We start from the raw sequence: 14,712 nt of genomic DNA, 5'->3' as shown, positions 1-14,712 counted from the left end.
CCTCAAGAACGACATCTCCACGGATCCAGTTTCGTTCTTTCTGTTTACCACGGGAATGGTGGTTATCGGTTCCTTCCTGGAGGTGTTCCTCCCCAATAAGGAAAAGGACGATGCGTTGCCGAACCGGGTTCGCAAAGTCCTGGCGGGATCGGATTCCAAACTGATCAAAAAGACCAAGGACCTCCTCGCAAAGCTTCCCGAAGACAAGTGGGCGGACTTTTTCCGCCGCATCACGATTTTTGATTCTCAGGAGCGAATTCAAGCCCTCCCGAGGCTGATCATGAACGAGCGCTTCCGGCCGATTCGCGAGCAGTTCCGGGTGCCCGTATATGAGCGTCTCGAAGGCTGGTGGAACAACGCCTGCATTGATCTTCTGACCAACAAACGGGTTGAGCCAATGCGAGGGCTTGAGGTCTCGGAGAAGCTGGCCGCCATCGCGGAGGAGTTTCGCGAAGACAACCTTCCCATCGACTTCCATGATGCCGAGCCGAAGGAGGGCGTGTCGCCCGAAACCGACGACCGTTACTTCGTGAGGCAATTGAGAGCGATCGGTTTGAAGTCGGAACGGATCAGACGGGCAATCCTCGACTACTACCGCGCTTTTCAGCAGCGCAACTCCTGGCTGCGCGAGATGGCCGATCTTTCCGGAGAGTTGGAAACTTACGATGACCGCCTCGTCGATGAATGGGATCGGCTTCGAGAGATCGTATTCGAGGAATTGAAAGACGACGCTCCAGAGGAACTTCTGCAAAAGACTGGCAGAGAACTGCTCAATAGGCTCACAACAAGCGACCATTCCAACCTTCGCATTCGTCCGCAGGTCAGCGCCACATTTGTCACCATGGGAAGCTACCACATGCTGGCAAATGATGAAGAGCCGCGAGTGCATTGGCATCCGCGTTTTGAGAAGCGGGTTGAGAAAATTCTACGTGGGAGGGATTCATGAAACTCTGGCATCAGCGGCCTCGCGAAATCCGCAACCTCTTCAATCCCGCGTTCTGCGGGCTTGTCTTGGCACGTGGGGTCGAGGGATTCACCGAACAGGTCAGCCGCCCCATGCCCTTTTCGCTGACGCTGTTGATCCTGCCGCTGTGTCTTCACAAGCGGACCAGAGAGCAAATCAAGGAAGCGAATCGCGCTTACTTCACGACGATTCTGCAGGAGCATCCTGAAATCCGGGTGGATTTGGCCAAACGCGCACGCAGCCTCGTGCCATACACCATGGAAGCGTTTGGCTACCTGATGGCGTGTGGAGTCATCGACGTGGATGACGCTGGATGCGTCGCGATCCGGAGCAACACGGTGAGGAGAACAATCGCAGGCTCGCAAGATAGCAAGGACTGCCAAACCGTCGCTCGCTCTCTGGGGAGAAAGCTGGCGTTGATCAATGACAGGACGACCATTTACACGACGCTAGGAATCCGACCATGAACATCCGAGACATCATCATCTATAGCCACGGAGGAGAATCGCGGCGCATTTCCTTCAAGGTTGCCGGGCTAAACATTGTCACCGGACGCTCTTCCACAGGAAAGTCGGCGCTCTCAGACATCGTGGAGTATTGCATGGGGCAGAGTGACTTTAATATCCCGGAAGGTCCTATCCGGGATAAGGTGGCGTGGTATGCTGTCATCTACCAATTTCCGGGCGAACAGGTCTTAATCGCCAAGCCAGCCCCGGCAGGCAATGCGGCAAGCTGCTCCAGGGCTATGATAAGAAGGGGAGCAACCGTCGAACCGCCTCCGTTCGCCGAGCTCCGTCAAAACGCGGACGACGAAACGGTGGTTTCACTGCTTTCTGGCCTCCTCGGAATCCCCGCAAATCGAACGCAGGTTTCTCAAGAGCAAAGTCGGGATTCATTCGCCGCGACGATCAAGCATACCTACTTCTACCTTTTCCAAAAGCAGGGTCTGATCGCCAATAAGGATCAGTTGTTCTACCGGCAGAACGAACAGTTCATGCCGCAGGCCATCAGGGACACCTTGCCGATCCTTCTTGGAGTTGCGCCGGATGATCGATTGGAACTCGATTTCAAACTTCGCGCTGCCAAGCGCGATCTAAAGCTCACCCAGAAACAACTCACGGAGGCTACAGAGTTCAGCGAGCAGCTTAATGTCCGGGCTTTGGGTCTGTTGACCGAGGCGCAACAGGTGGGAATTCTCGCCCGCAGTCCGGCTCCTGAAACAACCGCCGCAGCATTGGCTACATTGTCCGGGATCACCACTTGGAAGCCCGCTCGCATTCCCGACGAAGACACACGCCGTATTGCTGAATTGGAAGACAACATCGCAGCCATCCGAAGGGAGAGAGTGACGGCAAATGAGACGCTCCGAGCCACTCAAATGTTCGCTGAGAAAGAGGACGGGTTCACAAGCGAAGCAGAGGAGCAAAAAAGTCGCCTTGAATCCATTCATGCTCTGCCGACGCACCCGGAATCAGGAGCATGGCAATGGCCGTTCGCACCTGAAAACCTTGGACTCGAAACGCCCATTGCTGCGTCTCTGATTAGCGAGCTTCAGTCACTCAATCAAGAATTGGAGGCCGTCGTGGGAGAGCGGCCACACTTGGTGGAATTCACTCAAAAGGTCGAACAACAAATAGGAGACCTGAATCAGAGGCTGCGAAGCAAAGAAGAGGAACTGGCAGCGGCAATAGCTGCGAATGCGGCGATTGCAGAAATGGGCAGCCGTAACGCTGCCGCCGCGAGAATAGTCGGACGCATCAGCCTCTTCCTCGAAACGTATCGCCCAGACGATGACCTGGCGGCATTCAAAGCGCGAGTAGATGAATTGCAAAAGCTGGTTGCTCAGCTCGAACGCGACTCCGGTGCAGACGACAGCGAGGAGCGTCTGGTATCGATCCTCAACATCATCTCGAATCGAATTAGTCGCTACGTTCAGGAACTCGAAGCCGACTTCTCAGAGTTTCCATTCAGACTCGACCTCAGCCATCTGACGGTCGTTGCGGACAGACCTGAAAGACCGGTCCCGATGAACAAGACGGGCGGTGGCGCCAATCATTTGGCCTACCACCTCGGCGCAATGTTGGCGTTGCATCAGTTCACTTTCAATAACAAGAAGCCGATGCCGTCCTTCCTGTTCATCGACCAACCTACGCAGGTTTATTTCCCATCTGAGCAAGTTTACGAGGCTGCCACTGGCTCAGTGGAAGAAACGGAAAGGGATTCCGACCTTGAGAAGGTGCGGAAGCTCTTCGGGATGCTTCATCGCTTTGCTGCTGAGGAGTGTCCAGGTTTCCAGATTATCGTCACTGAGCACGCAAACCTGCGCGACGACTGGTTTCAGACATCGCTTGTGGAAGATCCGTGGACAAAGCCACCCGCTTTGGTTCCGGAGCATTGGGCGGGTTCAGAACCCATTCAAGCCGTCCCCCCACCTACAGCCAAATGAAACGAATCCACGACAGTCTTCAACAGGTGTTTCAACGCCATCGCTTGGTCTTTTGGTATGATGCCACTGGCGAGTGGGCTGATACCTTTGACGCCTATCCGGAGGCCCGCGTAACGAAGCTCACCGTGGCAGGCAATGAGTTTGGCACCAAGGTGCGCATCGTCCGTGATCCGAACCCCGATGCCATGTTCCTGATTTATGTGCCCACAGCCCGCCCGGCGGATGCGGACAACTGGCTGCTGGACCTCCTGCTGCAAGGCTATGAATACAAGGCGGACAAGGCCTCGCTGGCGCTCCAGGAAGTCGGCCTACCGCACGAATTTCTCCATCTCGCGGAAGCGCATGGCAAGTATTTCCACAGCGCGAAGCGCGTCCAAGCCCTGAAGGAAATGATAGGCAAGGACGACCAGAGCCGGGAGATCCGGCTCAAAATGATGGCGGTGCTCGCGGACACCGACGTGGAGGTAGATGCCATGCTGCTGCGCTTTCTCCGCACGGACCCGGAAGCGGATTTAATCGCAACGGATCGAGTGGACGAGTGCCTCGGGGCGGCGGCCTTGGCGGAACCGTTTTGGCAGGAAGTGGAGCGCCTCTTTGGCTACACGGCGGCAGTCCCCTCACTGCGGGACTTCGCCGTGTCACTGTTTCGCGGAGCCAATCCGCTGGACACTCAGGCGGCACTGCACCCCCACGCGAAAGTCTTCCTGCAACGGTGGAAGGACAGCCAAACACACAGCATCTGGTTTCGCGACTGGGCACACCAAATGGAGAAGGAACTGCAAATCGCCGCCGCACTCGGCGGGCTAGACGAGCGGAAAACGCTCGGCGATTGCGACACGTTTGAGATTTTCGAGAAGTTTACTCTGCACCGGCTCTGCCAGTCGTTTGCCAACGGGGCCGCAGCCGTGGACCTCCGTGCAGTGGTGCAGCAACGGCGTGGTTCCATTTGGTGGCCGCAGCACGAGCCTGGCTACGCTGCCGTGGAGCAGGCCGTGGAGTTGCGTGAATTGCTGGCCGGGGCCGAGTTGACGATGGATTCCGTTACCAGTGGTGTGATTCGTTATGTGACCACTTGGTGGCGGATCGACATGGCCTATCGCCTCTGCACCTGGAACCTGCGCCGCTACGGTCAGATTCAGGTGATGGAGCAGATCTCCCAATGGGTGGAGAAGTCCTATGTGAACAATTTCCTACTCCCTCTGGCCGACCGCTGGAGTGATCAAGTGCGCGGCACGGAAACGTGGGGGTGCTCCGACGTGATCGCCCAGCGGCGTTTCTTCAGCCACTATGTGCAGCCATTCCTGACAAAGGGGCAGAAGGTGTTCGTGATCATCTCCGATGCCCTCCGTTACGAAGCGGCCTCCGACTTTGCCCAGCGACTGCGCTCCGCCAATCGCTGGACCGCTGAGGTGGAGGCGATGTTTGGCTCCCTGCCATCTTACACTCAGCTCGGGATGGCGGCCTTGCTGCCCGGTCAGCAACTTGCCGTGGACGCAATAACGGCAACAGTGACCGTGGATGGACGCAGCGCTACGGGCACGGCCAATCGTCGCGAGATCCTGAGCCTCGCCTGTGATGGAAAGGCGACAGCCATTCAAGCAGAAGAGTTCCTGGAACTGAACACGAAGACCGAGGGCCGTGCGCTGATGCGCGATCACGAGGTCATTTACATCTTCCACAACGTCATCGACAAGACCGGCGATGCGGCTGGCACGGAGGCGAAAACTTTCGATGCCGTGGAGCAAGCCTTCACGGAGCTTGATCTGATCATCAAAAAAGTGGCGAACATCAACGGCAGCAACATGTTGCTCACGGCGGATCACGGCTTCCTCTTCCAACAGGACGATGTGGCTAAAGACGATGCCACGTCCCTGCCAACCGCCGGCGAATGGACGTTCAAAAACCGGCGTTTTGCCCTCGGACGAGACATCTCACCGACCGCCAAGGTGAAGATCTTTGACAGCACCGCCCTGGGACTGGGTGGTGACTGGTCAGCCACATTTCCCCTCTCGCTCGGGCGCTTTCCGCTTCAAGGCTCTGGTATGCGCTACGTCCACGGCGGCAGCAGTCTGCAAGAGGTGGTGGTGCCCGTGGTCAAGATTCATAAAGCCCGGGCTGACGACACGGGCAGGGTGGAGGTGGAACTGCTCCGCGTGCCCGCCAAGATCACCACGGGTCAGCTTTCCATCGCGCTCTTCCAAGACCGGCCCGCGCAAGGCAAGGTGCTGCCCCGCACTCTTCGTATTGGCATTTATGCCAAAGACGGCACAAGCCTGTCGGAGATCAAGACACACACCTTCGATTACAAAGAGTCGGAAGCGCGGCAAAGGGAGATGACCATGCTCTTGGTGCTCTCCGCCACCGCCGATGCATTCAACAACCGTGAGGTGGATCTGCGCCTCGAAGAAACCGTCTCCGGCACGAACCAGATCGTGACTTACAAGACGCACAGCCTCAAACTCCAGAAACCCTTCACCAGCGACTTCGATGAACTCTGAATCCACACCCGACCCCGCAGCCAGTGAAGAGCAGGAGCCATTTGTTGCTGAGCCCCGTCAACTGAGCCCGCTGGATCAAAAAATCCTCCAGCACTTCCCTGGATTGGTAGTGCGTAAAGACCTGACAAAAGGGCTGAAACAGAACGCGGTGGTCCCCACTTACGTGCTGGAATACCTGCTGGGTCAGCACTGCGCCACCGATGACAATGAAGTGATCAAGGCGGGCCTGGAATCCGTTCAGAAGATCCTGGCCAAGCACTATGTGCATCGAAACCAGGCGCAACTGGTGAAGTCCACGATCAAGGAAAAGGGGCGGCACAAGGTCATCGACAAGCTGACCGTTGAACTGAACGATAAGGGCGGATTTTACGAAGCCGAGTTCACCAACTTGGGCCTCAAGAAAGTGCCAGTGTCTGACGATTTTGTCCGCAGGTATCCGAAGCTGCTGGTGGGTGGCATCTGGTGTATCACCGATGTGACCTATGAAGTCGCCGAAGACCCCAAGGCAAGTCCATGGCAGATAGACACCCTGAAGCCAATTCAGGTAGCCAGCGTGGACTATGAGCAGTTTTTGAAAGCTCGGGCACAGTTCACTACAGAGGAGTGGATGGACGTGCTGATGCAGAGCATGGGCTTTAATCCTGAGATGTTCGGGCGGCGTGCCAAACTCCTGACTTTGATTCGCCTCATTCCGTATTGTGAGCGCAATTACAACCTTCTCGAACTCGGGCCGAAAGGCACCGGCAAATCCCATATTTACGCGGAGTTTTCGCCGCACGGGATGCTCATTTCAGGATCGGAAGTGACTGCGCCCAAACTCTTCGTGAGCAATTCCAACGGCAAGATCGGACTCGTCGGCTATTGGGATTGCGTTTGCTTCGACGAGTTCGCCGGCAAGGACAAGAAGGTGGACAAGGCGCTGGTGGACATCATGAAGAACTACATGGCCAACCGCACTTTCTCACGGGGGATCGAGCAGCTCACAGCCGAAGCTTCGATGGTGTTCATGGGCAACACCAAGAAGTCCGTGGCCTACATGCTCAAGCATTCCCATTTCTTCGAGCCGCTGCCTGACAAGTATATCGACTCCGCCTTCCTCGACCGCATCCACGCCTACAACCCAGGCTGGGAAGTCGCACCAATCCGGCATGACCTCTTCACCAACGGATATGGCTTTGTCGTTGATTTTATCGCCGAGGTTTTGAAGCACCTGCGAACGGAAGATTTCACAGGGGCTTACAAACAGCACTTTGAGGTCACCTCTGAAGTCTCCACACGCGATCAGACCGGCTTTGAAAAGACTTTCTCCGGGCTGATGAAGATCCTCTTCCCGGATGGCAAATGCACTCCCGTGGAGACTGAGGAACTGCTGGCTTTCTCTATGGAATCTCGTCGGCGTGTGCGTGAACACATCCTGCGCATCGACGACACCTTCAAGCGCCACGACTTTATCTACAGACCTCTCAGTGGAGGTGCGCCAGTAACGGTGCTGACCCCTGAAGAAATTCAGTATCCAACCTTTGCTGGGCCGCGAACTCAGCAAGCCGTCAATGGTGAGCCAGGTCCTGAGGCCCATGAAGACATTCCTCCTGCGGCTGAGCCGTCTCCTGCAACGCCAACAACCGCTGTCGCAGATGAACCGCAGCCTGGACATGTCGTGATCCCCGAGAACACCAAGGGCTGGAGCTACCGTCGTCTGTTCGCCAAGCACCTCACCGGCGCACGCAGCATCACCATTTGCGACCCGTATGTCCGGATGTTCTTCCAAGCTCGGAATCTCATGGAGTTCCTGCAAATGGTTCATGATTTGGTGCCAGAAGGCGATGAAGTCGCCGTGCATCTGAAGACACAGTCAGATATGGATTCCTGCGTGAAACAGGAAGAAAATCTTAACCAACTCGTCCACTCATTCACTGGCTCACGAGTTGCTTTCAGTTGGGAGTTTGACCACAGCCCCAACTTCCACGCCCGAAACATCACGACTGACACTGGCTGGAAGATCACCATTGATCGTGGCATGGACATCTTCCAGCGTTATGAGACAGGCCCATTCTCGCTCGCGCAAGCCATGCAGGAAGCACGCCTAACACGCGGGGCAGAAATCACTTATCTCAAGGTCTGAGGCGGCCGTCGCATTTAAACCTGGCTCGATACCAAAAAAGATGAGGAAGATCACGATTTACATGTGGGGATACTGGGGCTGGGGCAACGCCGCGCCAGAACTCGTCAAAGCCGTTGATGCCGTTGAGCGAAAGCGCGGATTCAAACCGCCAGTATTTGTAGATATTCGCATGAAGAGGTCGGCCCGTCCTGAGGTATTCCGTGGAAAGGCTTTCGGGCAGGTGGTCGGCCCGGCGCGGTATGAAACCATGGACGCCCTTGGCAACGAGCATTATCTAGATGATGGTAGGAAACGCCTGCCGCACTCCAAGCGCAAGATTGTCATTCATGATCCAACGGCTGCCGATCTCTTGCTGGATAGGGCAGTTGAACTGAAAAAGCAGAATAGGCATGTGATCTATTTCTGTGCCTGCGCATTTCCCAACGGCAATGTGAACAATGATGGTGATTTTTACGCTTGCCACCGCTCCACTGTCTCAAGCCTGTTGATCAAATGCGCGAGGGCTAGAGGAATCGCTTTGGAGGTGGTTGAGTGGCCCGGCGGGGGCGGCAACCGCTTCGACATGGCGGCATCTCTTGAAACTTTGAAATCGGTGCGTCGAGGTCGCAAGCTGGTGCCTATTTCCAGCCTACGCTCGCTCGCAAATTGGGCAGAGACTCCATGGGGATCATTGGTCCGCCTGCATTGCGGTGATGACGAACTTATGATTCTCACAGGGCCTGCAAAATACAAACAAGAGGCATGGGCGCTGCCCGTACTGGATTGGAGTGAACCCGACCAGAAGGCCAATATGAGGACCAAATCCAAACGCTGGCGCTGTCAGCATGGAGTGGATGCAGTTTGTGCTTGATCAGCGCCATGCACACCCACTTGGTTTCTCGGTTTCTGCGCCACCACCACCAGTCCCAAACGCCGCCTGCTGCTGACCAACTACGAACTCGGTGCCGATGTGCTTGGCAAAGGTGTTCAGTCGGGCCTGAAATTCGCCGACACCGCCACGAAAATTCTTTGCCGGACAGGAGATGGAATAAGACGCCCTGCGTGTCCTCAACAACTACCGCAAACTTGCAAGGGTGCACAAACCGCCGCGTTGGCAGGCTGGGAATGTCGGTAAAAACGAACTTGCAGCCAATTCAGCAGCGACCTCTACTCAGCGCCTTATCGACCCAGCAACACCGTATTTCATGCGGGTGATTCAGTGCATCAAAAAATTCCAATGACCCTCCCCCCAGAACTTACGTCACGCCTACAAGCATTGAAGGCATTGCTTGATCTTGGTGATGTCGAACTGGCCTCATCTGCTGCTGACAGACTGCAGGCGCACCGTGAGATTGGCAGCATCGCGCAGATCATCGATTATTTCAGCACACACCGCTATGCGGAGGCCGGCAGGCTCATTACCAATGTGCTTAGCGAAGGCACCAGGCTGGTGCGCTGGACAGATCCTGAGATCATGTTGCTGGAGGCCGAATTGGAACGGCTCTCCTCCGATTTGGCAGAGGCTGAGGCCGAGCAGGTGGAGCTGGCGCATCAGATCGCCCGCTTTCATGCGGCGCATCATCAGACTCTAGGAGCGCGGCTGGAGAAGCTGCTGCGACTGCGTGTGCTGCTGCGCGAGCGTGAGGCTTCGGCAGACCCGGCGAAGGCCGCTGACTACGCACAGGCACAGCAAGACTACGAGAGCTTTCAGCAGGACAGCGCCTTTCGTGAGGAGGAGGATGCCCGCACGAAGTGGGAGCTGTCCGAAGATGAGCAGCAGGAGTTGAAACGTCTTTTCCGCAAAGCCTCCAAGAAATGTCACCCCGATGTCGTGCCACCGGATCATCAAGCCGCCGCCGCGGCTATGTTCCGTGACTTGAGCGAATCCTACGAAAAGGGGGACTTGGTGCGTGTGCAGCAGATCGCCGCACAGGCAGAGGCGGGCATCTTCACCGCGTCGGATATGGCGACAGCGGCAGATCAAAAGGCCAGCCTCCAGGCACGTGTTCAGGTTGTTCGAGCGGCGTTGGAAAAAGCCCGTGCCGATCTGGCAGCTGTGCAGCAGTCCGCCGCCTGCCGCGTCATGTCTCAGCATCCCGACTGGGACGCTTACTTCCAGAGCCAGGCCACGAAGCTCGATCAGGAAATCAAACGTCTAGCTGATGCCATTGAGGGATCAAAGCCATGAATGACTCCAAGCGGCCCAAGCTCGAACTCCAGCTCAGCTCACCGCAGGGATTGGTGCGGCGGATGGACCAGCAATTGGAGCTGGTCGGTCGCTTGCTGGCCGAGGCCGATGCGGCGCACGCCTTGGTGCCAGCCAGTTTCACCAACAGCCTTGGCATTAAGATGCTCTGGTGCCCACCGGGCGAGTTTGTGATGGGCTGCCCGGATGATGAAAAGGAGGGTGATTATCTTGAAGGCCAAGTTGAGGTGCGGATCAGCCAAGGTTTCTGGCTCGCCAGCACACCAGTGACGCAGGGCCAGTGGCAGGCCCTGATGGGCAGCAATCCAAGCAAATTTGGAGGCAGTGAGGACCTGCCTGTGGAGAATGCAAGCTGGGATGCTGCTCAGGAATTTTGCACCAAGTTGAATGTTGGACAAAGTGACCATCCTGGCTACCGCTATGCCTTGCCGAGTGAAGCGCAGTGGGAATATGCCTGCCGGGCTGGGGAGAAAGGGCCGTATTCCGGCGGTAGCTTGGATGAGGTTGGATGGTATGATGGCAACAGCGGAAGCAAAACCCACGATGTAGGCCAAAAGAAGCCGAATGCCTGGGGGCTGCATGACATGCATGGGAATGTGTCGGAGTGGTGTGCCGACTGGCATGATTTCAAGTTGCAAGGTGGAGTGGATCCCAAGGGGCCTGAGTCGGGTGCCTACCGCGTAATCCGCGGCGGCTCCTGGAGCAGCTACGCCTCCCTCTGCCGTGCCGCCTACCGCTACGGGTACGCGCCGGGCTTCCGGAGTTCCCTCCTGGGCTTCCGCCCCGCCCTAGTTCCATCCAGGTAAGCGGAGCGGAGGCATGAAGACAGGTTTAGGAGGCGAGGGATGAGCCGAAGACGGATGGCTTCGATGCCGGTCAATCTCCGCAGGGCAACATCACTCATTTGCTGCCCATTAATCGTCTCGGTAACGGAAAATTCTGGAATCTGGGTGATGCCGAGGACATGACCGCCGACAGCTTTGAAGGACGATTCGCCGGTCTGATTCCGCCCAAACCCATCGACGAAAAGACCCGCCAGATGGGCATGGTGCTGCTGGAGGCGATGGGCGTGAAGGTGATGCCTTTGAAACACTGATGACAACCTGAGGTTTCCATCACGTCCCAGATATTCACTTTGCCAACCCGGATGAACCCTTGAACATCGCCCATGCATCTCCCGATCCGCACAGCTTTTTTACTCCTCGCGTTGTCCATCAGCACCGCTTACTCCGAACCCGGCACCGAGGCTTTGCCAGGCTTCGTGTCGCTCTTCAACGGCAAGGATCTGACAGGATGGACCACCAAGCAGCCCGATAATCACGACTGGAGCGTCGTAGATAGCGTCATTGACTGTAATCCGCAGGGAGAAGCCAAGGGCGACCGAGAGCTGTGGACCACAAAGGAATACAGAGACTTTGAGCTGTGGGTGGACTGGCGCATCAAGGAGAGTCCGTACGTAAACCAGAAAGCACGGATCATTCTGCCAGATGGCTCCTATCAGAAGGACGATTCAGGCAACGTGATGACGGTAGAAGTCCCCAACACCGACTCAGGAGTCTTCCTGCGTGGCCAGCACAAGTCCCAAGTGAACATCTGGGCTGGCCGGTTGGATCTGGCGAGGTGTGGGGCTACCGGACCGATCCAGCCTTTGACGCCAAGGTGCATGCCGGAGTAACACCCAGGGTGAAGGCTGACAAACCGATTGGCGAGTGGACACGTTCCACATTATCATGAAAGGCGACCGCCTAACCGTCACGCTCAACGAAAAGCTGATCATCCACGACGCCCAGCTACCTGGCATTCCACGCCAAGGACCGCTGGCCCTGCAGCTGCATCCTGAACGGAAGGACGGCGAATGGGGGGCCTCGCTTGTGCAATTTCGGAACATCCGCATCAAAGAGCTAAATGGTGATGCTGCGCAATAGCGTCCTTCCATCTTGTTGGAATGCGTTGCAAACATGTGGCTGTAGGTGTCGAGGATAGCCCCAGTTCGCTCAGGCAAAGAAGGCTTGGCAATTCTGTGCCAGCGCAGGGTCAACCCTGACCGGACAAATGAGTCAAAACAAGATTCAGGAACCAGAATCAAAGATGCCTGATTGTCCCTAGCGAGGAGGAGAGAGCGCACGGCGGCAAAGGATGACCAGCATCCCGGCTCATGCTCACGAACTGAAGTCGGCGAGCGAGCAGCCGCCCTGTCCACTTTGTCATTACAATGTAAATCTAGCACCGACTTGGCCCTTGCGTTAACCAAGCGGCTGAGGGGGAGGGCACGGACGAGAGGTCACGCCGCGACAAAGCCTTCAATCGAGAAACCGCGGGCTCCGTGTCATTACAATGTAAATCCAGGACTAACATGGCACTTGTTCTGACAAGGCGGCTGAGGGGGAGGGCGCGGACGAGGTCACCTGAGAAGGTGTTCCCTCAATCCCGACCGCCCCCATCAACAATACCTCCTCAAGCTCATATAGCCCTCAGGCCCTACGAGTTAATGCAGATCCACTAGAGTTAATGCACTTTTCTCAGATTAATGCACTTCTGTGAAGTTAATGCACTTCCACCCATATTAAGGCAGCAGCCCAACCAGGTGATCATACTTCCCGACCTCTCTCTTCTCTTCCTCACGGGCAGCATGCCTCATGGCCTTGGCTGCGTCCCTCCTCCAACCCCATCAGTGCAATTGGAAAGAGCTTCTGCGCTGAACTTGTATCCAGCTCAGGAATGATTCTTGTAGCGGTGGAGACCCTTTGAAAGGAACTCATGGAGCATCTTTGTGCTGGAGAGGTAGTCGGCCAGATGGTGAAGGTTGGCGTTGGCTGCAGACTTTCGGGTTACGTTGTAGGAGCGAATGCCCAGAAGCCTGAACGTGAACAGGGCCATCAGGTCACACCTTTCCTTGGGAGGGAGTTTGGCGATGGCGTAATAAAGCTCGGTCTCGCTGCCGCTGTCCGTTTGGGGCACGGCGGCAATTCAATAGGCTCTTTGGCCACGACATCGGAACACCACCGACAATTCAAGGATCTGTCCTCCGCTGGATCAGGTCTCATCAAAGTCGAAACCGCTCAACATGCCGGTTGGCCCCTGCCATTCCGTAACGGATTTATAACGGTTTTTTGTGCATTTCGATGCAATTCCAGACAGTTTGGCACAACTTTAGCCGATTGACCCGTCAGTTTTATGACATCAGTAAATGACTCATGTTGAGTGACTTATACACTTTCACGATGGAGCCAGCAGTCGGGGTCGAACCGACGACCTGCGGTTTACAAAACCGCTGCTCTACCACTGAGCTATGCAGGCACATTCGTGAGGGGCCGTGACAATAATCGCCCGAGTTCATTCGGCAAATGGATTTACAACAGGATTAGCCGATAGATGGTCCCCTCCCCCGCATGCTCATCACCAGCTCCTCCAACGAACGCATCAAACACGCCCGCAGAGTCCGCGAAGGCCGTGAGCGCGACCTGATCTTCATCGAAGGCGAACGCCTCGTGGCCGAGTGCGTATCCTCCGGCCTCCCCCTGCAGGCCTGCTTCACCGCCGCCGCGCCTTCCGCTTCCCAGCTCGCCCTGCTGGATCGCATCTCCTGCCCGGTCTTCCAGCTCTCCGAGTCCGTCCTCGAATCCTTGAGCGACACCGCCTCCACCCAGGGCATCATCGTCATCGCAGAGCGCCCGTGGCCGGCGCTGGATGATCTCTTTGCCAGCCCAGTCCCTCTCATCCTCGGCCTCGACCGCATCCAGGACCCCGGCAATCTCGGCACCCTCGTGCGCACCGCCGAATCCGCAGGCGTGAGCGGCCTGTTTTCCTTCGCAGGCTCCGCAGATGCCTTCTCGCCCAAAACCCTGCGCAGCTCCATGGGCTCCGCCTTCCGCCTGCCCATTCTGCCCGATGTCTCCGGCCTCGGCACCATCGAGACCTGCCGCAGCCGCGGCCTCAAAACCGTCGTCGCCACCGGCGAAGCCGACCTGCTCCACTACGACTACGACTGGCGCCAACCCACCCTCCTCATCCTCGGCAACGAAGGCCGTGGCGCGAGCGCCGAGATCATGCAGGCCTGTGACGCCCGCGTGCGCATCCCCCTGCATTCCCCCGTCGAATCCCTCAACGTCGCCGCCGCCGGAGCCGCGATCTTGTTTGAAGCGGTCAGGCAGCGGAGGTGACGTAGAACGAACTTCCAAGTTCGTTCTCCCCTCAAACCGAACTCGGAAGTTCGGTTTACCCTCACCCAATCTCCGGCAGCTTCCACTCCCCACGGAACGGCCGCGCATTCATGAGCGCATTCGCCGCCTCGTCATTGGTGAATGTCTCCGCCTTTGGGTCCCACAGCAGCTTGCGCTTCGCCTTCAACGCCATCGCCGTGAGCTGCGGCAGCGTGTCCGAACGCACCGCCGTTTCAATATCACAAATCGCCCGCTGCTTGTTCTTGATCGCATCCACAAAATTGCGCGTGTGCTCGATGCTGGCGATGAGCTTGATCGGCATCGTACCTTCCTTGTT

The 14,712-nt window shown here is 56.8% G+C and carries 13 protein-coding genes, 1 tRNA gene and 1 pseudogene; 12 read left to right on the top strand and 3 right to left on the bottom strand.

Annotated elements, in window-relative coordinates; all coding sequences use genetic code 11:
* From ACIREA_RS12320 to ACIREA_RS12270, 11 genes are all read left to right on the top strand, one after another.
* Positions 1 to 946: ABC-three component system protein (locus tag ACIREA_RS12320; protein WP_397382570.1), on the top strand; the 946-nt coding region annotated here is incomplete at its 5' end.
* Positions 943 to 1,431 (top strand): three component ABC system middle component, encoded by a 489-nt coding sequence (locus ACIREA_RS12315; RefSeq protein ID WP_397382569.1) that lies wholly within the window; start codon positions 943 to 945, stop codon positions 1,429 to 1,431. The genes ACIREA_RS12320 and ACIREA_RS12315, both read left to right, overlap by 4 nt.
* Positions 1,428 to 3,410, top strand: coding sequence for a DUF3732 domain-containing protein (locus ACIREA_RS12310; RefSeq protein WP_397382568.1), 1,983 nt, complete (start codon positions 1,428 to 1,430; stop codon positions 3,408 to 3,410). Before ACIREA_RS12315 ends, ACIREA_RS12310 begins: the two co-directional genes overlap by 4 nt.
* Positions 3,407 to 5,908 (top strand): BREX-1 system phosphatase PglZ type A, encoded by a 2,502-nt coding sequence (pglZ, locus tag ACIREA_RS12305; protein WP_397382567.1) that lies wholly within the window; start codon positions 3,407 to 3,409, stop codon positions 5,906 to 5,908. Before ACIREA_RS12310 ends, pglZ begins: the two co-directional genes overlap by 4 nt.
* Before the next feature lie 61 nt (positions 5,909 to 5,969).
* Positions 5,970 to 8,030, top strand: coding sequence for a BREX system Lon protease-like protein BrxL (gene brxL, locus ACIREA_RS12300; protein WP_397382571.1), 2,061 nt, complete (start codon positions 5,970 to 5,972; stop codon positions 8,028 to 8,030).
* Between the two features lie 40 nt (positions 8,031 to 8,070).
* Entirely contained in the window at positions 8,071 to 8,880 is an 810-nt protein-coding gene (locus ACIREA_RS12295) for a hypothetical protein (RefSeq protein ID WP_397382566.1), read from the top strand.
* A gap of 366 nt (positions 8,881 to 9,246) precedes the next feature.
* Positions 9,247 to 10,197, top strand: a complete 951-nt coding sequence (locus ACIREA_RS12290) for a J domain-containing protein (protein ID WP_397382565.1) — start codon at positions 9,247 to 9,249, stop codon at positions 10,195 to 10,197.
* The gene (locus tag ACIREA_RS12285) at positions 10,194 to 11,021 is read left to right on the top strand and encodes a formylglycine-generating enzyme family protein (protein ID WP_397382564.1); all 828 of its coding nucleotides are present in this window, start codon (positions 10,194 to 10,196) and stop codon (positions 11,019 to 11,021) included. Before ACIREA_RS12290 ends, ACIREA_RS12285 begins: the two co-directional genes overlap by 4 nt.
* A 158-nt stretch (positions 11,022 to 11,179) precedes the next feature.
* Entirely contained in the window at positions 11,180 to 11,311 is a 132-nt protein-coding gene (locus tag ACIREA_RS12280; protein ID WP_397382563.1) for a hypothetical protein, read from the top strand.
* 72 nt (positions 11,312 to 11,383) lie between these two features.
* On the top strand, positions 11,384 to 11,890 hold the full coding sequence (locus ACIREA_RS12275) for a DUF1080 domain-containing protein (protein ID WP_397382562.1): 507 nt from the start codon (positions 11,384 to 11,386) through the stop codon (positions 11,888 to 11,890).
* A 34-nt stretch (positions 11,891 to 11,924) separates the two neighbouring features.
* A complete protein-coding gene (locus ACIREA_RS12270) occupies positions 11,925 to 12,140 on the top strand; it encodes a family 16 glycoside hydrolase (protein WP_397382561.1) in 216 nt (71 codons plus the stop codon).
* Positions 12,141 to 12,927: 787 nt separating this feature from the next.
* On the opposite strand, the gene ACIREA_RS12265 is transcribed toward ACIREA_RS12270, so the two are convergent.
* Entirely contained in the window at positions 12,928 to 13,173 is a 246-nt protein-coding gene (locus ACIREA_RS12265; protein WP_397382560.1) for a hypothetical protein, read from the bottom strand.
* 264 nt (positions 13,174 to 13,437) lie between these two features.
* Positions 13,438 to 13,512, bottom strand: a tRNA-Thr gene (locus ACIREA_RS12260).
* A gap of 92 nt (positions 13,513 to 13,604) precedes the next feature.
* Between ACIREA_RS12260 and ACIREA_RS12255 the strand changes: the two genes are divergently transcribed.
* Positions 13,605 to 14,375, top strand: a complete 771-nt coding sequence (locus ACIREA_RS12255) for a TrmH family RNA methyltransferase (RefSeq protein WP_397382559.1) — start codon at positions 13,605 to 13,607, stop codon at positions 14,373 to 14,375.
* A 61-nt stretch (positions 14,376 to 14,436) separates the two neighbouring features.
* Here the strand turns inward: ACIREA_RS12255 and ACIREA_RS12250 are convergent.
* A pseudogene (locus ACIREA_RS12250) lies at positions 14,437 to 14,712 on the bottom strand (hypothetical protein); the annotation flags it as partial.

Origin of the sequence: Prosthecobacter sp., assembly GCF_044373815.1 — a bacterium.
GTDB lineage: Bacteria > Verrucomicrobiota > Verrucomicrobiia > Verrucomicrobiales > Verrucomicrobiaceae > Prosthecobacter.
The sequence above is the reverse complement of the archived record's forward strand: the minus strand, read 5'-3'. Positions and strand labels throughout refer to the sequence as shown.